The sequence below is a fragment of the Bacillus manliponensis genome (assembly GCF_000712595.1).
In the GTDB taxonomy this organism is placed as follows: domain Bacteria; phylum Bacillota; class Bacilli; order Bacillales; family Bacillaceae_G; genus Bacillus_A; species Bacillus_A manliponensis.
The window spans coordinates 360,710-383,108 of the sequence record NZ_JOTN01000003.1; the positions used below are offsets into that span (position 1 = coordinate 360,710).

A 22,399-nucleotide genomic window follows, 5' to 3' on the forward strand; every position below is an offset into this window, starting at 1 on the left:
GAACATGTTGTGTCGGTTCGGCTTTCATAAGGTGAAAGTCGTCAAAAGTGAATAAGGAAAGAGGTGCTGTTTTGAAACAGAAGTTACAACAAGAATGGTTTTCTAACGTTCGCGGTGACGTATTAGCGGGTATTGTCGTAGCACTTGCTCTTCTTCCAGAAGTTATCGGATTCTCAATTATTGCTGGTGTAGATCCGATGGTTGGGATTTATGCGTCGTTTTGTACAGCTGTCGTGATTGCTTTTGTTGGTGGACGTCCAGGGATGATTTCAGCGGCAGCAGGTGCAATGGCGCTTGTGTTAGTAAGTTTAGTAAAAGAGCATGGCATACAATATATGCTTGCGGCGACTCTTTTAACAGGTGTGATTCAAATTGTACTTGGTGTACTGCGTGCAGGAGAACTAGTGAAGTTTATTCCGAAGTCTGTTATGACAGGTTTTGTGAATGCATTAGCTATTTTAATTTTCACATCACAATTGCCATCGTTCTCTGGAGAATCTTGGCCAATGTATGCGATGGTTGCCGGTGGTCTAGTTATCATTTATTTATTCCCGAAAATTACGAAAGCAATTCCTTCACCACTTATCGCAATTATTGTTATTAGTGCCATTTCTATTTATACAGGTAGTGGCGTACGTACAATTGGAGATATGGGGGCGATTACAAATACGTTGCCACAATTCTTCATTCCTAATGTACCATTTACGATGGAGACGCTCCTCATTATTTTACCGTACTCTATTTCATTAGCATTAGTTGGATTAGTCGAATCGTTATTAACGGCTCAAATTGTAGATGATATGACAGATACAGGTAGTAATAAAAATGTAGAGTGTCGTGGACAAGGTATCGCGAATATCGTAACTGGATTCTTTGGCGGTATGCCAGGTTGCGCGATGATTGGACAGTCTGTTATTAACGTAAAGTCAGGTGGACGTGGACGTTTGTCAACATTAGTAGCAGGTGTGTTTTTAATGTTTTTAGTTATTGTGTTAAATCCGTTAGTTGTTCAAATTCCGTTAGCAGCGTTAGTTGCTGTTATGATTACTGTATCCATTAGCACGTTTGACTGGAATTCATTAAAAACGTTACACAAAATGCCAAGAACAGATATGATCGTCATGGTTGTAACGATTGTTGTAATTGTTATTACACATAACTTAGCAATCGGTGTTATTTTAGGTGTCGTATTAAGTGCATTATTCTTTGCGTCGAAAATTTCTAAAATTCGTGTGAACGAAGTAGAAGATGTAGCGAGAGGATGCGTTGTGTATACAGTGGAAGGACAACTATTCTTTGCGTCTGTTACTGACTTTGTTAATGCGTTTAATTTCCGTACAAATGCAACAACAATCGAGATTGATTTATCGAAAGCGCATATTTGGGATGAATCAGGTGCAGCAGCAATTGATAAAGTTGCGCTGAAGTATCATCAAAATGATGTGAAAACGAATATTATCGGTTTAAATGAAGCGAGCTCAATTATTATGGACCGTGTGGCTTTATCTCGCTTTAACGGGCTGTAAAACTCCCATCTCAAAACTTAAGGAAATGCGAAGAAGTTTAGGTGGGAGATAAACAGCCCGTAAAATCCCGATTGGTTCAACTAACAATCAGTGGGGGATGGAACCCCCACTGATTGAAGTTTCACTTTATGTAATCAATCTGGTGGACTTGATTAGGAAATTAACCACAAAAACCCCTGATTTCGATTGAAAATCAGGGGTTTTTGTATTTTAATAGGTTTGGTGAAAGAAATCAATAAATGTAAATTAACGAATTTTAGCCTTGCGGAAGCCATCAAATATATTGATTGCCGCAGCTAGCATGAAAATGAAAATTCCACCGCCAACTATCCACGTTATAAATTGATTAGAGGTAATAGTAAGTAAATCCGTCATATACGTAATGAAATCTTTGTTTATTACAGCTGGATTTAATAAAACTACAATAAATATAATTGTTCCAATTAGCTGGAGGACAGTATTACATATTGCCATTCTTTGCGTCCATTGTCCTTTTATTAATTTATAAAGGGATAATGCTATTTCGAAACCAATCATAATAACAATGATCGGCCAATACTGAAGCAAAACATCTTGATTGAAAGTTGGTATCACAAATTCAAGTCCGTTTCCAACTCTTTCATATACGCCTACAAGATGATTCGCATAAAAATAAAGTGTTGCCCAGATTGCAGTCCACATTAAACTTCCAAATACTTCGAACTTTGGAATTTCCTTTTTCTTAGGAATATAAGTGATGTTTTTTAAATCATCAGGCGTCCATTTTTGTAGGTGTGCTGTTAATGGATGCTCCTCTTTTCCTTTGTCTGTTCTTTCTAAAATAGCAAACACAAGTGTTAACCAAAAAAATACTTGAATTCCCACGTCAATGATTCTCCATATGCCTTCGCCCATAAGGCTCAAAACAATATTTATAATCGCTTGTTCTCCGCTATATCCAATAAAATATTCGGCGATTATCGAGAGTAACGCAATGATAGTGGCAATTGGTAAAATCATTTTTAGTAGCGTCACATATGCATCAAAATAACGTGGACCAATTAAATGCATCGGCCAATCTCGGTAACTACTAGCCAATGTGACTGGACTCCCTAATTTTTCAAGAACCATCTTTACATCTTCTTCACTGTAATCATTAGGCAGCATATCCTCTATAGTTGACCGTAACTCAAGTATAATATCCTCACGATTTTTTTCAGGCAGCCTACGAGTAACTTCTTGGATATAAATCTCAATTAGATTCATCGTCTTCCTCTCCTTTTAATAAGCTAGAGAGCTTTTTTGAATTCTCCATCCATTCCCTTTTTAACTGTAAAAAGATATCTAACCCATATTCACTTAAAACATAATATTTACGAGGTCTACTTTCAGATGTATCCCAACTACTTGACACCAACTCTTGTTTTTCTAATCGACGAAGCAATGGATATAAAGTACTTTGATCTATGACAATACCGGATCCCTCCAATAACTGAACAAGTGAATATCCATACTGTGGGGTTTGTAATTGACTTAAAACTGCTAATGTCAACGTTCCCCTCCTAAGCTCTGTCGTTAATGAACTTAATAAATTACTCATTCACCCACCTCATTTTTATTACCATATGTCATACAGTATTTAATTTATACTATGCATCATACACTATTGTTGTGACATGAATATTTTTAATTTTAAAAACTTAAAGAGAAGGTATGGCTGGGAGCAAAAAAGAAAACACAAATTAAATATTTCTAAAATGTTAATTTATACTTTATAAATTCTTGAATTTAAAAATAAAGGTATGTTATCATGGTATCGAAAATCGATATTGAACTTCGAAATAAGAGGTAGCTAACTATGGAAAATAAAATATTAAGAAAGCTGTTTCTTGGATTTATTCAAATTCACATTCTTCATCATGCAAAACAAGAGCCGATTTTTGGGATGTGGATGTTAGAAGAATTGCGTGAGCATGGATATGAAATGAGCGCGGGGACATTGTATCCAATTTTGCATCATATGGAAGCGGATGGATTGTTATGTATGGAAGAGAAAAATGTAGAAGGGAAAATCCGCAAATATTACCGAACGACAGAGAAAGGGAACGAAGTGCTAATCGAAGCAAGAAACAAGGCATATGAGTTGTTTCGCGAAATTAAGTAATGGTTTTGGGGGCGTTATTTTTGAAAGAAAGTATGAATCGAATACGAGTTTTGTGGGAGATTTTAATGGTCTCGACAAAATTAGGTTTAATGTCATTTGGAGGGCCAGTTGCACATTTAGGATACTTCCATGAAGAATATGTAAAACGAAAAAAATGGATGGATGAGAAGACGTATGCAGATCTTGTTGCGCTATGTCAATTTTTACCTGGTCCAGCTAGTAGTCAAGTAGGAATCGGAATTGGTTTAACGCGTTCTGGATTACTTGGCGGTATTTTAGCGTGGATTGGATTTACTATGCCATCTGTAATTGCACTTATCGTATTTGCATCTCTACTGCAAAGCATTGATGTATCTAATGCAGGCTGGATACATGGATTAAAAATAGTTGCTGTTGTAATTGTTGCACATGCCGTGTTAGGAATGGGAAAGAAGCTTGCACCTGATCGAGGTCGAGCGACAATTGCTGTTGTTGCGATGATCGTTACGTTATTGTGGCAAGTAGCATTCAGTTCGGTTGTTGTCATTATTATTGCGGGTATTATCGGTTTCTTGTTTTATAAAAAAGAAGGAGAAAGTGCTCCGGCAATTACAGTTCCAATTTCGAAATCGACAGGTACGATTAGTTTAATTCTCTTTTTCGGGTTGCTATTACTTCTTCCAGTGTTACGTCACATTACTACATTGGAATGGATTGCAGTATTTGATAGCTTTTACCGAGCAGGTTCTTTAGTATTTGGGGGAGGACATGTTGTATTACCTCTATTAGAAAAAGAAATTGTTTCCATGGGATGGGTAAGCAAAGAAGAGTTTTTAGCTGGATATGGCGCAACGCAAGCTGTTCCGGGTCCATTATTTACATTTGCGGCATATCTTGGTGCTGTTATGGGTGGCTGGAGCATGGCGATGCTAGCGACAATTGCAATCTTCTTACCAGCATTCTTACTTGTTATTGGAACATTACCGTTTTGGAGTATATTAAGAAGTAAGCCAAAAGCACAAGGAGCGTTAACGGGAATGAACGCGGCTGTTGTTGGTATTTTACTTGCTGCGCTGTACCATCCGATTTGGACGAGTTCTATTTTAGCAGCGAAAGACTTTGCATTAGCTGCGGTGCTGTTTTGTATGCTTCAGTTTTGGAAGTTACCACCTTGGGTAATTGTAATAGCTGGAGTGCTAGGTGGCGTTATAATAACTTTATAAAAATAAGGGAGTACACTGAATTTGTTAGTGTACTCTTTTTTGTGAATTGTAAGTTATTTCGAAAAACATATTTACAAATTTGAATGCGTCTTATATAATTTGACTTATAACAAAAAGTTTCCTTAAGGCAAAATGATTGTCTGAGAGAAAGTGTTTGATTGTAATCATTAGTTTTTATATTAAGAAAATTTAATTTACGGATAAAAATTAGTTTACAAACTTGAACTATTCTTATATAATTTATTTCGTATAGAATTTTATATTTGTAAAGTAATAGTTACTATATTTTTTTGTCTAAAAGTTGCACTAGTGCAAAATACTTATATAAGCGAAAATATAAGAGTGTACAAGGTATCTTTTTATAAGTATGAAAATATATATAGGAAGAAGCGAATATATATCCATTATTCGTATAAAAAAGCGAACTTTACAAAAAATAAAATGTAACGTTTCTATTATATACATAATGCAAATTATATTTTTTGTCTAAAAGTTGCATTGATGCAAAATACTTATATAAGAGCAAGTATCAGAGAGGGGAAGTCATAACAAATGAGCAAAGCTGTAGTGGTAAAAGATTTGTTCGTATCATATCAGGGGAATCAAGCAATCCAAGATGTTTCTTTTTCAATTGAAGAAGGGAAGATTATTGGGATTATCGGTCCAAATGGTGCGGGGAAATCAACAGTGATGAAGGCAGTTCTAGATTTGATTCCAAGAGATAAAGGAGAGATTCGTGTTCTTGGAGAGGGAATTAAACGTGTCAGAAAACGTGTGGCATATGTACCGCAAAGAAGTGATATAGACTGGGATTTTCCAATTCGCGTATTAGATGTTGTTTTAATTGGAACGTATCCACTGTTAGGTGTGCTGAAAAGACCAAAGAAAGAGCATAAAGAATGGGCGCTGCAATGCTTAAAAAAAGTGGGTATGGAAGACTTTAAAGATCGTCAAATTGGTGAGCTTTCTGGTGGTCAGCAGCAACGTGTCTTTTTAGCAAGAGCGCTCGCTCAAAAAGCAGAAATTTTCTTCTTAGATGAACCGTTTGTTGGAATTGATGTAACAAGTGAAGAAACGATTATTCAAATTTTGCGAGAGTTACGTAAAGAAGGCAAAACAATTATTGTTGTTCATCATGATTTAAGTAAAGCAGAAGCGTATTTCGATGAGTTACTTCTATTAAATAAAAAATTAATTCATTACGGATCAGTAAGAGAAGTATTAAACCCAAATATTATGTCGAAAGCATACGCTGGGCAAGGTATATTCTTTAGCAGTCAAGAGGAGGTACATTCATCATGAAGATCATAGATTTCATAAATGCACTCATGCAATATGACTTTTTACAAAAGGCACTATTAACGTCCGTTATAGTAGGAATCATTTGCGGCGTTATCGGATGCTTTATTATATTAAGAGGCATGGCACTTATGGGAGATGCAATTTCTCATGCTGTTCTTCCTGGTGTTGCGATTTCTTATATGTTAGGAATTAATTTCTTCATCGGCGCGGTATTCACAGGTGTCCTGACAGCGATTGGAATTGGCTTTGTGAGTCAAAATAGCCGGGTAAAACATGATATGGCAATTGGTATTATGTTTACGTCCATGTTTGCTGTCGGAATTATCCTTGTTACGATGATGAAAAGTAGTACGGATTTATATCATATTTTATTCGGAAATGTGTTAGCTGTTCGTGCATCTGATATGTGGACGACACTGATTATTGGCGCTATCATTATCGTTCTTGTCTTTTTATTTTATAAAGAATTACTTGTATCAACTTTTGATCCAACAATGGCGCAAAGTTATGGTTTACCAAATAAAATGATTCACTACGGGTTAATGGTATTACTGACAATGGTAACAGTTGCATCACTGCAAACTGTTGGGATTATTCTTGTTGTAGCAATGCTGATTACACCAGCAGCGACAGCGTATTTATTAACAAACCGCTTGTGGGTCATGATTTACTTAGCAGCAATTATCGGTGCAATTTCATCGATTGCGGGATTATATTTCAGCTTCTCATATAACCTTGCATCAGGTGCAACAATTGTTATTGTGGCTGCAGTGTTATTCATCCTTGCATTTCTGTTCTCACCTTCCCAAGGTTTACTTTGGAAAGGGTTGAAAATTAGAAAAAACAAAGCGGAATTATCATAAAACGATTTAGGGGGATAAATATGAAAAAGATTTTAGCTTTAGTACTTTGTATGAGTATGCTTGTATTAGGTGCTTGTTCGAACTCAAGTAGTACAAGTGGTGAAGGGGATAAGAAAGCGAGTAAAGACAAATTACAAGTTGTAACAACATATTCAATTCTTTACGATATGGCGAGAAATGTTGGTGGAGATAAAGTTGAGATTCATAGCTTCGTTCCAATTGGTGCGAATCCACATGAATATGAGCCACTTCCAAAAGATGTGATGAAAACAACAGATGCTGACGTTGTTCTTTACAACGGTTTAAATTTAGAAGAAGGTAACTCTTGGTTCAAGAAGTTATTAACGAGTGCGAAGAAAGATGGAAAAGATGCGCCAGTTTACTTAGCAAGTGAAGGTGTAGAGCCGGTTCATTTAGAAACAAAAGGATTAGAAAAAGAACCAGATCCACATGCTTGGCTTGACATTGAAAATGGTATTAAATATGTAGAAAATATTAAAAAAGCATTTATTAAAGAAGATCCAAAAAATGAAAAGTATTACACAGAAAATGCTGAGAAATATATCGCAGAATTAAAAGCTCTTCATGATGAAACGGTTGAAAAAATGAAGCAAATTCCTGAAGAAAAGCGTTTCTTAATTTCAAGTGAAGGTGCATTTAAATACTTCGGTAAGGCTTATGATATCGAAACGGGATATATTTGGGAAATCAACTCAGAAAACCAAGGTACACCAGAACAAATTCGCGCAGTTGTTGATTTAATTAAAGAAAAACAAATTCCTGCACTATTTGTAGAAACAAGTGTAGATAAGCGTAGTATGGAAACTGTTTCAAACGAAACAGGTGTACCAATCGCTGGTACAATCTTCACAGACTCACTTGCTAAAGAAGGTGAAGAAGGAGATACGTACTTAGAGATGATGCAGTGGAATACAAAAACGATCATCGACGGTTTAAGTAAGTAGATAAAAAAGCAAGCATCTAATTGGTGCTTGCTTTTTTATTTACTTTTTTTAATCGCAGTAGTAGTTGGGAAATGCTTGCGAGTACAGGCAGTTCAATAAGTGGACCAATTACTAAAGCAAGTGCAATCAGTGGATCGTCCGGAAAAGCAGTAACTGCGATTGCAAGGGCAACGGGCGAGTTTCGAGCTAATGTTGTTAAGTTTAGGCTAACGCGATCTTCATATGAAAATTGCATCTTACGTCCGATAACTTGTCCGATAATGAAATTAATAATAAAGAACAATAGCATTGGAATGAGTAGTAATAGAACAATATTGATATTTCTTAGTAACAGTTTTCCTTGTGAAGCGAACATTGCAGCGATTGCTAAACTTAAAAATATAATTTGAGCAGAGCTGAAAAATGGAATGATTTTTTGCTCCAATATGTCCGTCTGTTTTAACTTATTCAGCACAAATTTTGTACTATGTGCGAGAGCAAAAGGTAAGACGAGAACAATGAAAATACTCTCTACTAAAATCGAGATATCTACAGTTTCCATTACTCCAGCAAATATAAATAAATAAAGTGGTAATAACAGTAGCTGTAAAATAAGATTGACCGGTAAAATCGATGTGGCAAGCGCAACGTTACCCTTTGCAATGCTTGTAAATAATAAGTACCAATCTGTGCAAGGTGTTACCATCAACATAATAAATCCAATCCAAAGCGCGGGATGATCAGCTAAAAATAATGCGCCAAGTCCCCAAGCAAGAAGTGGTGTCCATATAAAATTCAGCGTTAAACTTGCTTTTGCAAATGTCTTATGTCGAAACCCTTCTTTTATATGCTGAAGGGGGGTATTTAAAAAGAGCCCATATAGCATAAGAAATAGGAATGGAACGATGAAATGTTCAGCATATACATGAATGATTTCTAGTTGTCCAAGTAAGATACCGGCTATGATTGCAAATAATATAATGAATGTTTGTAGTCTTTCAATGATGTTCATTTAGTCGTCCTTTCTTCTTATAAAACTGATATTTACATTATAAAGGTATATATTCATTTTGGGGAAATACTTTTATCCCGCTATTTGCGGGCTGTAAGACTCCCACCTCAAAACTTGAGAGAAGCGAAGAAGTTTAGGTGGGAGATAAAACAGCTCGTAAATGCCCGATTGGTTCAACTAACAATCAGTGGAGGATGGAGAAACCCCCACTGATTGAAGTTTCACTTTATCGTGTACATTCTATAAATCGCTGTGCACTCTTCGAAAGTGGCCGATTTTTTAGCCAAATGATACTTGATTGAGATTGGAAAGGGAAATCTGTTAAATCAATAATGTTTATAAATTGTTTTGAAATATAAGATACGGCACTTTTGGGCAAAATAGAAGCGCCAATTCCGGCCATGATAAGCATGAAAATAAAAGCGGCGTCGGGACATTCGCAGGCAATATGTAACTTTATATTCTTTTTGTTACACTCGTTAAGAATCGTTTGATGATAGCTGTCTTCCATATCCCTATGTAAAAATAAGAAGGGGATATGGTGTAAGTCATATAATGAAACAGAAGTTTGTGATTGAAACTGTCCCCAATTAGCGGGTGTCACTAATACGTATGGTTCTTGTGATAAGTGTATACTTGAAAAGTTTCCTTCTTTAAATGGAGCACGTAAAATAGCAATTTCGATATTTCGTTTCTCAATTTGTTTTGTTAAGTAAGCGGGGTTGCCTTCCCATATTTTTAAGTTGACGAGAGGATAATGTTTTTGAAAGTAGCGTATTCTATCAGATAAAAAGGGAATACAGGAATGGATAGCACCAATTTGTAAGTTTCCACGTAATCCTTCACCAGTATCTTTAATTTCCACAATGGTTTCTTCTAGTTGTTGTATGATGCTTTTTGCCTTACTGTACAATATTTTTCCTTCCTCAGTTAACTGTAAACTACGACCATTTCTTTCAAATAAGGAAACGGATAATTCTTGTTCTAATAAAGAAAGCTGTCTACTAAGAGGCGGCTGAGCCATATGAAGCCGGTGGGCAGCTCGAGTAAGTTGTTTTTCTTCAGCAATCGCAATGAAATAGCGGAGTTGTCGTATATCCATTTTAGCCCCTCTTTCTATACCTTTTTTGTATATAAAAGCAACTTTTTAAATAGTTTTTATATATCTTCTCACATGATATCATACTATCAATAAATTAGACTGAAAATTATGAAAATAAATAATAAGAAAGGGAGAGGATTGTGGAGAGCGCGACAAAGCATAATTTTTTTACGAGAGTAGAGAAGGCTGTTCATGATGAGCAACTAAAAAAAGCCGTCCCTTTGACGCAAGATCGGCTTCGCATAGGACGAGAACAAGCAGTAGAATCGCTAGGACATCTTGAAACGTGGCGAGAAGCTGCATCTGAAATTCGCATGCATACAATTAAAAATTTAGATAGTTATTTAGAACAACTAGCCAGAAATGTGAGGAATAATGGAGGACATGTACATTTTGCTGCCACAGCTGAAGATGTTGTTTCTTATGTTTGTAACGTTGCAAAAAAGAAGCATGCAAAAACGGTCGTGAAATCTAAATCAATGGTGTCAGAAGAAGTTCATCTAAACTCCTATTTAGAAGAGATGGGTGTGAAAGTAGTTGAATCTGACTTAGGTGAGTATATTATTCAGTTGGCGAAAGAGGCTCCATCACATTTAATTGCACCAGCAATTCATAAAACGAAAGAACAAGTAGCAGAACTTTTTTCGAAAGAAGCAGGCGAGCAATTACCAGTTGATACAACGCAATTGTTACAGTTTGCTAGAAAACAGTTACGAGAGCAATTTTTAGAAGCAGATATTGGGATTTCAGGTTGTAACTTTGCGGTAGCAGAGTCAGGGTCTGTTGTTTTAATTAGTAATGAAGGGAATGCACGCCTGACAACGACATTGCCAAAAGTGCACATTGCAATTATGGGGATGGAACGAATTGTTCCGACGTGGAATGAGCTTGATGTTGTGGTCTCAATGCTCACAAGAAATGCGACAGGGCAAAAGATAACGGTGTATATGACAGGAATTAATGGACCACGGTTACCTGATGATATTGATGGCCCAGAAGAATTTCATTTAATTATTTTAGATAACGGTCGTTCTAACATTTTAGGAACAGCTTATGAAGAAGTGTTAAAGTGTATTCGCTGCGCAGCATGTGTGAATGTTTGCCCTGTATACCGTAATATTGGTGGTCATGCTTATGGCAGTGTATACAGTGGACCAATTGGAGCGGTATTAGCTCCTTTATTAGAAGGATACGAGGATTTAAAGGATGTACCATATGCTTCAAGTTTATGCGGAGCGTGTACAGAAGTATGTCCGGTGAAAATTCCGTTACATGATTTGCTTCTTGAGCATCGTAAAGATGAAGTCAAACAAGGGTTTGTTTCGTCAGCAGAGCAGCTCGCTTTTTCAGCGTTTGGATTTGTGGCGAGTCATCCATTTTTTTATAAACAAGCGATGAAAATGGGGCGCGTTGGGCTATCGTTTTTTGAAAAAGATGGTGTGATTTCAAAAGGACCTGGACCGTTAAAAGATTGGACAGAAATTCGTGAGTTTCCAAAGCCTGCAAAACAATCGTTTCGTGATTGGTGGAAAAACGAGAAAGGAGGGTAATCGTATTGAATGCAGAAGAACAGTTTTTACAAAATATCGCTCAAAAGTTAGGAAGAAAGCGGCGCTCTAATGTTACCCCGCCAACTTGGAATACAAATACACTTCAGCACTATGAGGTAGAATGTTCTCATGAGCAACTTGTACAGCAATTTATTTGGAATTTAAATGAGTTACATACAGAAGTGAGTCACATATATGAGTCTGAAATGGGAGAGGCTCTTCATTATGCGATTCGAAAATTTGGTGTACAATCAGCGGTGCTATGGGATGATGAAAGATTAGAGCGCCTGGAAGTAAGACAACACTTAACAAATAATCTTGTTACGCATAGAGTTTGGAGTGCAAAAGGAGACGAGCAAGAGCTTCGCAAGTATGCGGCAAAAGTTGATATGGGGATTACATACGCAGAAATGGGACTAGCTGAAACAGGAACAGTTGTATTATGGAATGGCGGCGGGAGGGGACGTCTTGTAAGTGTTCTTCCTCCGGTATATGTTGTCATATTGTCAGAACGTACAATCTATCGGCGTTTAACAGAAGGTGTTGCAGCTGTTCATAAAGAGGTTTCTAATGGGTTACCTGCTTGTATTAATTTTATTACAGGTCCAAGTAGGACAGGGGATATTGAAATGGAGTTAGCGTTTGGTGTACATGGACCAGGAAAAGTACACGTTATTTTATTGAAGGGTTGAAACAGGGGAAACGAGGGGATGAGATGGGGAGTAAATATCGGTACTACGTGTTTGGAATGATGATGTTTATTACAATTATTAACTACATCGACCGCGGTGCGATTGCATATGCGCAAGCATTTATTATTGCGGAATACGGTTTTGATCCGAAAGAATGGGGAGCAATACTCGGTTATTTTGGATATGGTTACATGATTGGCTCTTTACTAGGAGGTATCTTTTCAGATAAGAAGGGACCGAAGTTTGTATGGATTATTGCGGCAATCAGTTGGTCTATATTTGAAATTGCAACCGCTTTCGCTGGGGAGATTGGAATGGCGATTTTTGGTGGTTCTGCCTTAGCTGGCTTTGCGCTGTTTCGGGTACTATTTGGATTAACAGAAGGACCATCATTTGCTGTTTCAAATAAAACAGCAGCAAACTGGGCTGCTCCAAAAGAAAGAGCTTTTTTAACATCAGTTGGTTTCGTTGGAGTTCCAATTGGGGCATTATTAACAGCACCAGTTGCAGTTATGTTATTATCTATTACAAGTTGGAAGATGATGTTTTTTATTTTAGGGGCAATTGGGATCGTTTGGGCAATCATTTGGTATTTTACATTTACAAGTATGCCAGAAGATCATCCGAAAGTTTCAAAGGAAGAATTGGCCGAAATTCGCAGTAGTGAAGGGGCACTACAATCCGTTGAAACAAAGAAAGATGTGAAAAGGGAACCGTGGTATGCCTTTTTTAAAGTGCCTACATTTGTGCTTGTAACACTCACATATTTCTGCTTCCAATATATTAACTTCCTGATTTTAACGTGGACGCCAAAATATTTACAAGATGTGTTTCACTTTGAATTATATTCGCTTTGGTACCTTGGAATGATTCCTTGGATTGGAGCGTGTTTTACATTACCATTAGGAGCAAAAATATCAGATCGTATTTTACGTAAAACAGGAAACCTTCGTTTAGCACGAACAGGAATTCCAATCATTTCATTATTATTAACAACTATTTGTTTTGCGTGTATCCCAATGATGAATCATTACATGCCAGTGCTAATTTTAATGTCACTTGGTAATGCTTGTGCATTTATGTCAAGTTCGCTATATTGGGCGATTATTGTTGATACCGCGCCAGTGCAGGCTGGAACATATAGTGGAATTATGCATTTCATTGCGAATATAGCAACCATTTTAGCACCTACATTAACAGGGTATTTAGTTGTAAGTTACGGCTATTCATCGATGTTTGTTGTTGCATCCATGTTAGCGATGATTGGAATGAGTGCAATGTTATTTGTGAAACCAGGGCAACAAGGGCGGAACGAAGGCTTGTTTAGTTGGAAGAGGAAAGAGGGGCTTGGTGGATCGCGAATTTAGTAGAAAGTAAAAAAGAGTTTAAGAACTATCTTAAACTCTTTTTTATTGTTATTGTTTAAGGTTGAACGGTTTTTCCTTTTACAACACGATCCGCTCTATCCAACATTAAATTATAAGTAAGTCCAAGAAGAACTAACACTCCACCAATTACTTTACCAATGGATATATCATGTAATGTAAAGAAATCAATAACTACTCCCATAAACAACTGCCCTACGAAAATAAACAATGTTAAGTAAAAAGATGAGATTTTCGGTGTAATGTAATTGGATGCTACAATGACGATCACACCAACAAGTCCACCTAAGTAAGCTGCGAATGGAATAGACTGCAATGTTGTCGTTGAGAGTGATAGTGACTCACTACTGAAAAATAAAAATAAGATAGAAACAAGTAGTCCTGTTACGTAATTGAAAAAAGTTCCTTGAAATGTTCCGATTTTCTTTGCTAAGTTTGCGTTAATTATACGTGAAACAACGATGGAAACGCCAGCTAAAATGGCGATACAAATAGAAAACATAAGAAATCCCCCTATTAAAAAATCGTCATAACGATAATGCCGGATGCAATAAGTGATAATCCAATCAGCTTTTTCTGTTCAAATTTCATTATCTTCATCCCTAGCAGTCCGAAATGGTCAACGACGATAGAAGTGACCGACTGTCCAAGTAAGCTAAGCGCGATTGTCAATGAAACGCCAAGCGATGAGAAACTCATACTAATAAATAAGACAGTAAAAACCCCGATTGCCCCCGCACTATATAAGTACATCGGAATTCCTTTTTGAAATTCAATCTTTTCTTTATTCATAAATAAAACAATAATAATTCCAATGAATCCAATGATATGAATAAGAACGCTCCCTTTATAAATTCCTGTCATTTCAGACAAAATGCCGTTCATTGGAATCATAATGGCCATGAAAGCACCAATTACAATAGCAAGTAAGTGATACATTGTTATTTCCCCCTATATTTTTACAAGTACTGTATCATGGTTTATTTTGAGAGTATGATGACATATGTCATAGTGGAAGCGGAAAATTTTCATTATAATAAAAATACATAAAGAGGGGGATTCAGGGGATATGAAACAAATATACGATAAAGCTAAGCTTCATGAGTATATAAAACAGTATCATATTGATACATTTTTTAGCAGTGATATGAGCCCATATATGGAACTATTATTGTTTAAGAAAAATGAACATATTTGTAAGGAAAATGAAGATATTCACTACTTATACTTTTTTATTGAAGGAAGGTTAAAGGCGTATAACACGTTAAGCAATGGGAAGTCTTTATTGTTATGTTTTTATGAAGGATTACAATTTATAGGGGATGTAGAAATTGTTCATGCGCGAAAAACATCAGCAAATGTGCAAGCGATACACGATTCATATTGCATTGGAATTCCACTAGATAAAGTGAGAGGAAAGCTCCTACAAGATGCAACATTTTTACGCTGTATTTGCGATTCATTATCAAGAAAGTTTAGTAGACTTTCAAAAAATAGCTCAATTAACTTACTATATCCGCTAGAAAATAGACTAGCGAGTTACATTCTGGCAACAGGAGAACGTACTGCTCACGATGATAAGCAGTTTATATTTAGTGGGAATCTAACTGAGGTATCAGAGCTATTAGGGACAAGTTACCGTCATTTACTTCGTACGTTACATGCGCTTTCTGATAAGGAAGTAATTAGAAAACGAGATGGTTACTTTGAAATTATAGATATGAAGCATTTAAAAGAGCTTGCAGCGGATATTTATAAATAAAAAGTAAAAAAGAATCTCTTAAAAGATTCTTTTTTACTTTCATAATATAATGCGTACTTTATTTCAATGTTAGAAGATTATTTACTAATTTAGGATACCAATCATTTAATTGGCGAAAAGAAAATCCAGCTTGTAATGCCTTAGTTGTATCCATATAACAAGAGTCTGGAAAGCCAAAAGGAGAAAAGTTCTCTTCTAAAACTTCTTTCTCTATTTTTGCCTGTTTGTCTGTTTGCTTTTCTATTGTGGCAATGATGTCACCTACAGACATTTCCCCATGCGAACATGCATTGATCGGGCCCTCGATTGACACTTCTTTTAGCCAACAAAGGAAAGCTGCGGCTTCGTCACAATGAATAAATGATAACAGTGCATCTTTATTTGGTACACCAATTGGAAGTTCCTTTTCAATATGTTCAATATGAAACTGTAATCGCTTCGTATAGTCATCTTCACCAAGAACAATGGGAAAACGGACGGCACAAATGGGGAATGAAGCTTTTTGAAAGAAGACAGCTTCTGATAACTTTTTTCCTTCGTCATATGAAAAATCTTCACGATCTCCGAGTGTAATTGGATATGTATATGGATTAAACTCATTTTCTATTTTTCTTCCTGCGCTAGGCTCATAAACTGCCATTGTGGAAGTGAATATGTATCGTTTTACTTTATTAGCAAAAACTTCACAGGCATGGAGTGCATCATTTGGTGCATAGCAAATATTATCATAAATAACATCCCAGTTATCATAGTTTGCTACATATTTTAACGACTCAGCGTTTGTACGATCTAGTTGAATACGTCTTACTTTATCACCAAACGAATCTTTCGTTACCCCACGTGTTGCGATTGTTACATCACAGTTATCTGCAAGTAATAATTGAACTAATTTCTTCCCAAAAAATCGAGTACCACCTAAAACTAGCACTTTCATTGTTTGTGCCTCCTTACAAGATGACTTTCTTTATATAATATAACAATTATTCCGATGAATATTAAGAATAATAGAAAAACAAAACTTCTTATATGATACAATATATGGATAAATAGTATGGAATTGTTAGTCGTTAGGGGGAGAGAAAGATGGATGTATTAGAGGCAAAAAAAGATTTAGCAGAAAGAACGAAGCGAGGATTACCGATTATATTAGCTGGTTTGCTGTTTTGGGTAGTTGCTAGCGGGGCAGGGTTCCTATTACAAGAAAAGCAAGCAGTTTGGGTGTATTTAATCGGTATTGGTTGTACGTTCCCACTTGGACTCATGTTAGCGGGAATGTTAAAGGTTGATATATTCGCAAAAGGAAACCCACTGGGGGTACTTGGTGGGATAATCGGTGGAATGAATGTACTAAATATTCCACTTGTCGTATTTATGTATTTCCAAATGCCAGAATGGTTACCATTTACCGTTGCAGCATTAGTTGGTGCACATTTTTTACCGTACGTTTGGATTTATGATAGTAAAAGCTTTATCTTATTATCGGTAGGAACAATTGCAGCAGCATCTGTATGTGCACTTTTCTTTGCGGATAAAGGGTATGTGACAACACCAATTGCAGTTTCAGTTGTGTATTTATTAACTATTGTTGGTATTGTTTTTGAGAATAAAAATGTAGCAGATGTTCAAAAGAGTAAAATAGCGTAGTAGTTGCTTTTTATACATAATATGTTTGTAAAAGAGATCACGCATGTGGTCTCTTTTACAATAAAGGAGGAAATATGGCTTATAGTTGGAAAAACTGTTCACCGGATATAAAAGATTTTGTATTTCGTGTACTGAGTGATATAAAGCATATTATTCCAAATGAGATGATTGGTTTTTATATTCACGGTTCATTGGCAATGGGAGGGTTTAATCCAAATAAAAGTGATATTGATATTTTAGTTGTAACGAATAAATCTATGACTGTCGAGACGAAAAGAAAGCTAGCACAGTTGTTGCTGTCGTCGTCAAATCAACCATTTCCAATAGAAATCAGTTTCTTAACGAAAGAACAGTTAGAAAATTGGGCGCATCCTTGTCCATTTGATTTTCATTATAGTGAATTTTGGAGAGAAAGATATGAAGAAGATTTATTACAGGGGACTTATGATTATTTGAATGAAGAGATACAAAAAGATTCGGACTTAGCTGCACATATAACCATTCTTAACGATAGGGGAATTTGTGTAGAAGGAAAAGCGATTCACGAAGCATTTCCTGTCGTCCCGCGTTCACATTACACTTCTTCAATTATGGGGGATTTTCAAGATTGTTTAGAGAATATTGAAGAAGATCCTGTTTATTGCACGTTAAATATGATACGGGTATTTTATTATCTCAAAGAAGGTGTGATTGCATCAAAACAAGAAGCGGCGAACTGGGGAATTTCTTCATTTCCTAAAGAGGTAAGCGATACAGTGCAAAAAGCTTTTAGTTGTTATTCGGCTAATAAACATAACGACCAATTTCATCAAAGTGAAGTATCTTCTTTCAAAAAATATATACAAGATCATATAAAGACGTTATGAAGTGAGGGAGATACATATGTTGATTAGAGAGGCAGTAGAAAGCGATGCGGAAAGGATATTAGCTATTCGAACACATACGATTGCGGAACAAAATTATTTTTTGTCGACAAGTGAAGAGTTTCATGTTGATGTAGAAATGCACCGGAGTAAAATCGTTGAAAATAAACAGTCTGGAGGAGTAACTTTAGTTGCAGAGGACAATGGAGAAGTTATAGCTTTTTTAACTTTTAATAGAAATCAGATGAAACGGTTACGTCATACAGGCTCTTTTGGAATGGCGATTGCTGAGAAATATCGCAATCAAGGGTTAGGGGCAAAAATGCTTTTACACTTAATCGATTGGGTAAAAACACAAAGTGGCATAGAGAAGGTTTGTTTAGGTGTTTTATCAACAAATGAACGAGCTATTGCGATGTATAAGAAGGTTGGTTTTGTTGAGGAAGGAAGAGAAGTACGTCAAGTGAAATTGGAAAATGGTGATTATGTAGATAATGTAATGATGGGATTATTTATCCCGCATAAACAGGCTGTAAGAATCCCACCTCAAAACGTAAGAAAAAGTGAAGAAGTTTAGGTGGGAGATTAACAGCCCGATTGGTCGGGCTAACAATCAGTGGGGAATGGAGACCCCCCCACTGATTGAAGTTTCACTTTATATGATAGCAATTTAAAGCACATTGGAGCAAAGCTAATGTGCTTCTTTTATGATTTGTAGAAAATGTATTATATATCAGAAGTGAGATATAAATGTCGTTATTATGATATAATTTTTAGGAAGTGGATGATATTTACAGTTTTTATATAGAATTTGGCTGGGAATACATAAAAGTGCATGAAAGTCGAAGATAGGAAGGGTAATTATATCAGCAAACTCTATGAATTCATAAGAGTATTGAATTACATACCTAAAGAAGAATGATATGACTTCAAATAAAAGAGCATCATGAGACGCCCCCTCGTTTTATATGGACAAGTACCAACTATTTAGCTGCCCACGCTTCAACTTCAATTTTAATATCAGGATTTGCTAGTCCTGCTACGTATGCATAAGTTGTTGCAGGAGGATTACCACCATGAAATTCATTCCATTTCTCTACAAAGAATGTGCGATCAATCTTTTCGGTTAACCAAAAGTTAATTTTAAAAATATTATCGGTAGTTACATGTTCACTTTCAAGAATTGCTTTTATATTTTTAAGTGCATTTACAAATTGACTTTCAATATCTTTCGGTAATACCCCATGTTTATCATTTCCAACTTGTCCAGATAAAACAATTAGCTCAGCGTCTCTTGGAATTACGGTAAGGTGATGGTATTGAGCGATTGGCGGTGAAACATTTTCGGGATTTGTTTTCTTAATTTTCATATGTATCTCCTTTCAATATTTTAATAATATAGATTAATTATACCTATTTTTGGAGAAGCATTGCACACAAAAATAATGAATTATATATATAAAATCATTAAAGCCTAAAGGGTTAATAAAAGGAGTTATATAATGAAACGATTGATGATTATTTTTATAGGTGGGGCTATTTTTCTACTATTATTTATATTTCTATTCTCTCCTAATTTTTCACGATCTTATCATCATTTCTTGGTAAAAGAAACGAACTTAAGTGAAGAAAAAGTGAATGGATTAAAGTTAGGTGAAAAGGTTAATCGTAAAAATTTAGAGAGAAATAGAGATGTTGAGGAATATGATTATTATGAGTTGCGAAAAGGAATCGAAGTAGCGACTGATAAATCAGCTGCTACGATTGTGCGGTTTATTGTAACGAATGATGAGCAAGAAACGGTACGAGGAGTAAAGATTGATGATTCAAAAGAAAAGGTAATAAGAGAATACGGAGAAAATTATTATACTCGTTTAGAGCAAGGATTAGATATTATTGGATATGTAGATAAAAAGAATGAAACATCGATAGAATTTTGGTTAGGAAATGACGGGGTTTTAATGTATCGGTATGATTATCAATTTATGAAGTAAAAGAGGGAGAGTTGGAAGCTCCCTCTTTTATTATTTGATTAGCTCTTTTTATCTTTCTTAATTATTCTAGTTATAATGAAATAGGCCAAAAAGATAAAAGTTGCTCCAATGAGTGTAACAGTTGTGATTGGTAACCAAGCTGTAATGAATGTTGAATAAGTAGTTTCCTCTGATATAGGTTTCATTTTGTCTCCCTCGTGATATAGTCTATTTCGTCCAATGTGATGGATGGATAAGTGACGTTGGTAATTTCGTATGAATATCACCTTTTGCGGAATTTACTTGAATTTGCGTGAGAAAAATGCTTCCTGTAAGGTCAGCACCGCTAAGATTTGCATCTCGTAAGTCAGTCCCAATAAAGTCGACGTTTCGTAAGTCTGCATTTCGTAAATCGGCAGCAATCAAGTATGCTCCTCTTAAGTTTGCCCCTCTAAAATTTGCGTTGCGAAGATTTTTGCCGAATAGATTTGCTCTTTGTTTATCGGTTCTTTTTTCTTTCTTTGTATTTTTATGTTGCTGTTGTAGCTCTTTCCATACGAGTTCACTTGTCTGAAGTAGCAGCATATTGACATGTGCTCGGTGTAATGGAATATCTAATTTTATAAGTGCATCTGAATCTAAGTTTGAAAGCTTTTCTGTTTCTTCAAGTGTTAAAAGAAGATCTTTATAAATTGGCTTTGTCGCTTTTAACATAATAGCTTCTGCCAAGTATGAAAGCATTTCATGAAGCTGTATCATCACTGGAAAAACATCAAACATTTTTTTTGCTTGTTTTGGCTGTTCTCGCCAGTCTACTCCTTTAAAAGTAAGCTGGGAAACTTTTTGGCCTGCACCGAAGCATTCAAATACAGTGCAACCTTTAAATCCGTTGTCTCTAAGATTCCCGTGAATACTGCAGCGAAAGTCTGATTGTAGATTCGTACAAGGTGTTCCAGCATCTTTATTCACCGCAAAATCTGCCGAAGCGGCAAACGGTAGTGCTATGCAACATAAGCCAAAGCAGTTTTCGCAGTCAGCTTGTAGGTCGTGCTGATTGAATTCATATTTTTCATTTGTGTAATCGTTGTGTCCTAACAAAATGTGCATCCCCTTTGTTTTTAGCCTCTTCTATATTTACTGCACTAATGGATCCATCCCTGCCTCTGGTAAATAAAAAACGAATATTGTAAAGAAAGCGATAAATACAGCAAATAAAAGCGTTACGATTGTTAGAAAAGAAAGTAATCGAGTTTTCCTTTGCTGAAACCCTCCATATAAAGAGAGAAGAAAACTAACACCTGCAATCAAAAAACAAGATACAGCAGCTTTCTTTGGTTCTATCGTTGTTAATGTGCCAGACAAAAAGAAGTAGAGAAAGAAGCATTGTAATAATATAGATGTACTAATTACAGCTATAACGCGCATAACTCGCCATCCCTTTTTACATTTACTTATTTTACTAAAGAGATTTATTTTCGTCGAGTAACATACCCTTGCTAGGTATTTCCCCCGAATTGTGAAATATTCTAAAAATATTGAAATGACCTATTTACATACATAAGGGGGGTATAGTATACTTTGTTTGAAAGGAGGAATAAAGGGTTTTATAAACGTAAGAAAATGAGATAATAAATTCATTTAGAAACATAATATAAAAAAATCCTTTCATGTAAAGAGAAGGAGTGAAGGATATGGCTACGATGGAGAGCAATGACTGTTGTAACAATCATGATAGACAAAGTCATCGTACGAGCGAAGAAAAGAATAAGCTGATCGTACGTTTGAACCGAATTGAAGGGCAAGTTCGTGGTGTTAAAGGAATGATTGAAAAAGATGTATATTGTGATGATATTTTAAATCAACTTGCCGCTGTACAATCTGCGTTAAATGGGGTTGGAAAGCTATTATTAGAACACCATATGAAGAGCTGCGTCATTGAACGCATTCAAAATGGTGAAAGTGAAGTAGTAGATGAATTATTAAAAACAGTAAATAAATTAATGAAATAAGGAAGAGGGCGAATAGTATGGAAAACATCGTATTACAAGTAGAAGGTATGTCTTGCGGTCATTGTGTTGGAGCAATTGAAGGAGAGTTACGTAACTTAGGTGTAGATGGAAAAGTAGATTTAGCTGCAAAAACAGTAACAGTTACATTAAATGATTCTGTATCTGCTGAAGATGTGAAGAACGCAATCGAAGAGCAAGGATATGACGTTGTATAACAACAAAAATATATGGGCGGTTATGAATGTAACTGCCCAATTCAAATATATGCTGAAAGGCATAAAAAATTTTAAGTAATTATATACCTTATGGGGGTATAGGGAAAGGGAGATTACAATGGGTGCAAAACAGGAAACGCTTCAAGTAGCAACTCTCCAAATAAGCGGTATGACATGTGCGGCATGTGCAAATCGGATTGAAAAAGGGATTG

The 22,399-nt window shown here is 35.9% G+C and carries 26 protein-coding genes; 16 read left to right on the top strand and 10 right to left on the bottom strand.

Going from position 1 to position 22,399, the window contains the following annotated elements; all coding sequences use genetic code 11:
* Positions 1-71 precede the first annotated feature (71 nt).
* Positions 72-1,526 carry a SulP family inorganic anion transporter gene (locus BAMA_RS05890; protein WP_034637179.1) on the top strand — a complete coding sequence of 485 codons (1,455 nt, stop codon included), beginning with the start codon at positions 72-74 and terminating at the stop codon, positions 1,524-1,526.
* 246 nt (positions 1,527-1,772) lie between these two features.
* Here BAMA_RS05890 and BAMA_RS05895 read toward each other — a convergent pair whose 3' ends face one another.
* On the bottom strand, positions 1,773-2,771 hold the full coding sequence (locus tag BAMA_RS05895; protein ID WP_034637081.1) for an HAAS signaling domain-containing protein: 999 nt from the start codon (positions 2,769-2,771) through the stop codon (positions 1,773-1,775).
* A complete protein-coding gene (locus BAMA_RS05900) occupies positions 2,758-3,105 on the bottom strand; it encodes a PadR family transcriptional regulator (RefSeq protein WP_034637082.1) in 348 nt (115 codons plus the stop codon). Before BAMA_RS05900 ends, BAMA_RS05895 begins: the two co-directional genes overlap by 14 nt.
* Before the next feature lie 258 nt (positions 3,106-3,363).
* On the opposite strand from BAMA_RS05900, the gene BAMA_RS05905 reads away from it, so the two are divergent.
* The 5 genes from BAMA_RS05905 (at position 3,364) to BAMA_RS05925 (ending at position 8,001) form a co-directional block, all read left to right on the top strand.
* The gene (locus BAMA_RS05905) at positions 3,364-3,669 is read left to right on the top strand and encodes a PadR family transcriptional regulator (RefSeq protein WP_034637084.1); all 306 of its coding nucleotides are present in this window, start codon (positions 3,364-3,366) and stop codon (positions 3,667-3,669) included.
* A gap of 32 nt (positions 3,670-3,701) precedes the next feature.
* A complete protein-coding gene (chrA, locus tag BAMA_RS05910) occupies positions 3,702-4,871 on the top strand; it encodes a chromate efflux transporter (RefSeq protein WP_034637182.1) in 1,170 nt (389 codons plus the stop codon).
* A 552-nt stretch (positions 4,872-5,423) separates the two neighbouring features.
* Positions 5,424-6,173, top strand: a complete 750-nt coding sequence (locus tag BAMA_RS05915) for a metal ABC transporter ATP-binding protein (protein WP_034637086.1) — start codon at positions 5,424-5,426, stop codon at positions 6,171-6,173.
* The gene (locus BAMA_RS05920; protein ID WP_034637087.1) at positions 6,170-7,036 is read left to right on the top strand and encodes a metal ABC transporter permease; all 867 of its coding nucleotides are present in this window, start codon (positions 6,170-6,172) and stop codon (positions 7,034-7,036) included. Before BAMA_RS05915 ends, BAMA_RS05920 begins: the two co-directional genes overlap by 4 nt.
* Before the next feature lie 20 nt (positions 7,037-7,056).
* The gene (locus tag BAMA_RS05925; RefSeq protein WP_034637090.1) at positions 7,057-8,001 is read left to right on the top strand and encodes a metal ABC transporter substrate-binding protein; all 945 of its coding nucleotides are present in this window, start codon (positions 7,057-7,059) and stop codon (positions 7,999-8,001) included.
* A gap of 16 nt (positions 8,002-8,017) precedes the next feature.
* Here BAMA_RS05925 and BAMA_RS05930 read toward each other — a convergent pair whose 3' ends face one another.
* Together BAMA_RS05930 and BAMA_RS05935 are read right to left on the bottom strand one after the other, a co-directional pair.
* Positions 8,018-8,992: an arsenic resistance protein gene (locus BAMA_RS05930; protein WP_034637092.1), complete on the bottom strand. Its 975-nt coding sequence runs from the start codon at positions 8,990-8,992 to the stop codon at positions 8,018-8,020.
* 226 nt (positions 8,993-9,218) lie between these two features.
* On the bottom strand, positions 9,219-10,094 hold the full coding sequence (locus BAMA_RS05935) for a LysR family transcriptional regulator (protein WP_034637095.1): 876 nt from the start codon (positions 10,092-10,094) through the stop codon (positions 9,219-9,221).
* Between the two features lie 140 nt (positions 10,095-10,234).
* On the opposite strand from BAMA_RS05935, the gene BAMA_RS05940 reads away from it, so the two are divergent.
* Genes BAMA_RS05940 through BAMA_RS05950 form a run of 3 tightly spaced genes read left to right on the top strand, consistent with a single transcriptional unit; the run spans position 10,235 to position 13,703 of the window.
* A complete protein-coding gene (locus BAMA_RS05940) occupies positions 10,235-11,644 on the top strand; it encodes a LutB/LldF family L-lactate oxidation iron-sulfur protein (protein WP_034637098.1) in 1,410 nt (469 codons plus the stop codon).
* Positions 11,644-12,336, top strand: coding sequence for a LutC/YkgG family protein (locus BAMA_RS05945; protein WP_034637184.1), 693 nt, complete (start codon positions 11,644-11,646; stop codon positions 12,334-12,336). Before BAMA_RS05940 ends, BAMA_RS05945 begins: the two co-directional genes overlap by 1 nt.
* Before the next feature lie 23 nt (positions 12,337-12,359).
* On the top strand, positions 12,360-13,703 hold the full coding sequence (locus BAMA_RS05950; RefSeq protein ID WP_034637101.1) for an MFS transporter: 1,344 nt from the start codon (positions 12,360-12,362) through the stop codon (positions 13,701-13,703).
* A 55-nt stretch (positions 13,704-13,758) separates the two neighbouring features.
* On the opposite strand, the gene BAMA_RS05955 is transcribed toward BAMA_RS05950, so the two are convergent.
* Positions 13,759-14,223, bottom strand: a complete 465-nt coding sequence (locus BAMA_RS05955; protein WP_034637103.1) for a DMT family transporter — start codon at positions 14,221-14,223, stop codon at positions 13,759-13,761.
* 14 nt (positions 14,224-14,237) lie between these two features.
* Positions 14,238-14,660, bottom strand: coding sequence for a DMT family transporter (locus BAMA_RS05960; RefSeq protein WP_034637105.1), 423 nt, complete (start codon positions 14,658-14,660; stop codon positions 14,238-14,240).
* Between the two features lie 130 nt (positions 14,661-14,790).
* Here BAMA_RS05960 and yeiL point away from each other — a divergent pair, with 130 nt between their 5' ends.
* Positions 14,791-15,483 carry a transcriptional regulator YeiL gene (gene yeiL, locus BAMA_RS05965; RefSeq protein WP_034637107.1) on the top strand — a complete coding sequence of 231 codons (693 nt, stop codon included), beginning with the start codon at positions 14,791-14,793 and terminating at the stop codon, positions 15,481-15,483.
* 58 nt (positions 15,484-15,541) lie between these two features.
* Here the strand turns inward: yeiL and BAMA_RS05970 are convergent, their stop codons facing one another.
* Entirely contained in the window at positions 15,542-16,417 is an 876-nt protein-coding gene (locus BAMA_RS05970; protein ID WP_034637109.1) for an NAD-dependent epimerase/dehydratase family protein, read from the bottom strand.
* A 149-nt stretch (positions 16,418-16,566) separates the two neighbouring features.
* Here BAMA_RS05970 and BAMA_RS05975 point away from each other — a divergent pair, with 149 nt between their 5' ends.
* The 3 genes from BAMA_RS05975 (at position 16,567) to BAMA_RS05985 (ending at position 18,567) form a co-directional block, all read left to right on the top strand.
* A complete protein-coding gene (locus tag BAMA_RS05975; protein ID WP_034637110.1) occupies positions 16,567-17,127 on the top strand; it encodes a DUF7010 family protein in 561 nt (186 codons plus the stop codon).
* A gap of 74 nt (positions 17,128-17,201) precedes the next feature.
* Positions 17,202-17,993, top strand: a complete 792-nt coding sequence (locus tag BAMA_RS05980) for an aminoglycoside adenylyltransferase domain-containing protein (RefSeq protein WP_051758874.1) — start codon at positions 17,202-17,204, stop codon at positions 17,991-17,993.
* A gap of 16 nt (positions 17,994-18,009) precedes the next feature.
* Positions 18,010-18,567 (top strand): GNAT family N-acetyltransferase, encoded by a 558-nt coding sequence (locus BAMA_RS05985; RefSeq protein ID WP_051758875.1) that lies wholly within the window; start codon positions 18,010-18,012, stop codon positions 18,565-18,567.
* A 406-nt stretch (positions 18,568-18,973) separates the two neighbouring features.
* Here BAMA_RS05985 and BAMA_RS05990 read toward each other — a convergent pair whose 3' ends face one another.
* Entirely contained in the window at positions 18,974-19,360 is a 387-nt protein-coding gene (locus tag BAMA_RS05990; RefSeq protein WP_034637112.1) for a RidA family protein, read from the bottom strand.
* Positions 19,361-19,492: 132 nt separating this feature from the next.
* On the opposite strand from BAMA_RS05990, the gene BAMA_RS23435 reads away from it, so the two are divergent.
* On the top strand, positions 19,493-19,984 hold the full coding sequence (locus BAMA_RS23435; RefSeq protein ID WP_051758876.1) for a hypothetical protein: 492 nt from the start codon (positions 19,493-19,495) through the stop codon (positions 19,982-19,984).
* Between the two features lie 207 nt (positions 19,985-20,191).
* Here the strand turns inward: BAMA_RS23435 and BAMA_RS06000 are convergent, their stop codons facing one another.
* The gene (locus tag BAMA_RS06000; protein ID WP_051758877.1) at positions 20,192-21,061 is read right to left on the bottom strand and encodes a pentapeptide repeat-containing protein; all 870 of its coding nucleotides are present in this window, start codon (positions 21,059-21,061) and stop codon (positions 20,192-20,194) included.
* A 36-nt stretch (positions 21,062-21,097) separates the two neighbouring features.
* Positions 21,098-21,388: a hypothetical protein gene (locus BAMA_RS06005; RefSeq protein WP_034637119.1), complete on the bottom strand. Its 291-nt coding sequence runs from the start codon at positions 21,386-21,388 to the stop codon at positions 21,098-21,100.
* Positions 21,389-21,663: 275 nt separating this feature from the next.
* Here BAMA_RS06005 and BAMA_RS06010 point away from each other — a divergent pair, with 275 nt between their 5' ends.
* A complete protein-coding gene (locus tag BAMA_RS06010) occupies positions 21,664-21,972 on the top strand; it encodes a metal-sensing transcriptional repressor (protein WP_034637190.1) in 309 nt (102 codons plus the stop codon).
* A gap of 17 nt (positions 21,973-21,989) precedes the next feature.
* Positions 21,990-22,187: a cation transporter gene (locus BAMA_RS06015; RefSeq protein WP_034637125.1), complete on the top strand. Its 198-nt coding sequence runs from the start codon at positions 21,990-21,992 to the stop codon at positions 22,185-22,187.
* Positions 22,188-22,399: the final 212 nt, after the last annotated feature.

What these genes read in the sequence shown, in the direction of transcription:
- BAMA_RS23435 (WP_051758876.1), top strand. Translation starts at nt 19,493, where the DNA reads ATGAAACGATTGATGATTATTTTTATAGGTGGGGCTATTTTTCTACTA.
- BAMA_RS05985 (WP_051758875.1), top strand. Translation starts at nt 18,010, where the DNA reads ATGTTGATTAGAGAGGCAGTAGAAAGCGATGCGGAAAGGATATTAGCT.
- BAMA_RS05980 (WP_051758874.1), top strand. Translation starts at nt 17,202, where the DNA reads ATGGCTTATAGTTGGAAAAACTGTTCACCGGATATAAAAGATTTTGTA.
- BAMA_RS05915 (WP_034637086.1), top strand. Translation starts at nt 5,424, where the DNA reads ATGAGCAAAGCTGTAGTGGTAAAAGATTTGTTCGTATCATATCAGGGG.
- yeiL (WP_034637107.1), top strand. Translation starts at nt 14,791, where the DNA reads ATGAAACAAATATACGATAAAGCTAAGCTTCATGAGTATATAAAACAG.
- BAMA_RS05905 (WP_034637084.1), top strand. Translation starts at nt 3,364, where the DNA reads ATGGAAAATAAAATATTAAGAAAGCTGTTTCTTGGATTTATTCAAATT.
- BAMA_RS05930 (WP_034637092.1), bottom strand. Translation starts at nt 8,992, where the DNA reads ATGAACATCATTGAAAGACTACAAACATTCATTATATTATTTGCAATC.
- BAMA_RS05920 (WP_034637087.1), top strand. Translation starts at nt 6,170, where the DNA reads ATGAAGATCATAGATTTCATAAATGCACTCATGCAATATGACTTTTTA.
- BAMA_RS05990 (WP_034637112.1), bottom strand. Translation starts at nt 19,360, where the DNA reads ATGAAAATTAAGAAAACAAATCCCGAAAATGTTTCACCGCCAATCGCT.
- BAMA_RS06015 (WP_034637125.1), top strand. Translation starts at nt 21,990, where the DNA reads ATGGAAAACATCGTATTACAAGTAGAAGGTATGTCTTGCGGTCATTGT.
- chrA (WP_034637182.1), top strand. Translation starts at nt 3,702, where the DNA reads ATGAATCGAATACGAGTTTTGTGGGAGATTTTAATGGTCTCGACAAAA.
- BAMA_RS05975 (WP_034637110.1), top strand. Translation starts at nt 16,567, where the DNA reads ATGGATGTATTAGAGGCAAAAAAAGATTTAGCAGAAAGAACGAAGCGA.
- BAMA_RS05950 (WP_034637101.1), top strand. Translation starts at nt 12,360, where the DNA reads ATGGGGAGTAAATATCGGTACTACGTGTTTGGAATGATGATGTTTATT.
- BAMA_RS06005 (WP_034637119.1), bottom strand. Translation starts at nt 21,388, where the DNA reads ATGCGCGTTATAGCTGTAATTAGTACATCTATATTATTACAATGCTTC.
- BAMA_RS05970 (WP_034637109.1), bottom strand. Translation starts at nt 16,417, where the DNA reads ATGAAAGTGCTAGTTTTAGGTGGTACTCGATTTTTTGGGAAGAAATTA.
- BAMA_RS05960 (WP_034637105.1), bottom strand. Translation starts at nt 14,660, where the DNA reads ATGTATCACTTACTTGCTATTGTAATTGGTGCTTTCATGGCCATTATG.
- BAMA_RS05925 (WP_034637090.1), top strand. Translation starts at nt 7,057, where the DNA reads ATGAAAAAGATTTTAGCTTTAGTACTTTGTATGAGTATGCTTGTATTA.
- BAMA_RS06010 (WP_034637190.1), top strand. Translation starts at nt 21,664, where the DNA reads ATGGAGAGCAATGACTGTTGTAACAATCATGATAGACAAAGTCATCGT.
- BAMA_RS05935 (WP_034637095.1), bottom strand. Translation starts at nt 10,094, where the DNA reads ATGGATATACGACAACTCCGCTATTTCATTGCGATTGCTGAAGAAAAA.
- BAMA_RS05900 (WP_034637082.1), bottom strand. Translation starts at nt 3,105, where the DNA reads ATGAGTAATTTATTAAGTTCATTAACGACAGAGCTTAGGAGGGGAACG.
- BAMA_RS05895 (WP_034637081.1), bottom strand. Translation starts at nt 2,771, where the DNA reads ATGAATCTAATTGAGATTTATATCCAAGAAGTTACTCGTAGGCTGCCT.
- BAMA_RS05955 (WP_034637103.1), bottom strand. Translation starts at nt 14,223, where the DNA reads ATGTTTTCTATTTGTATCGCCATTTTAGCTGGCGTTTCCATCGTTGTT.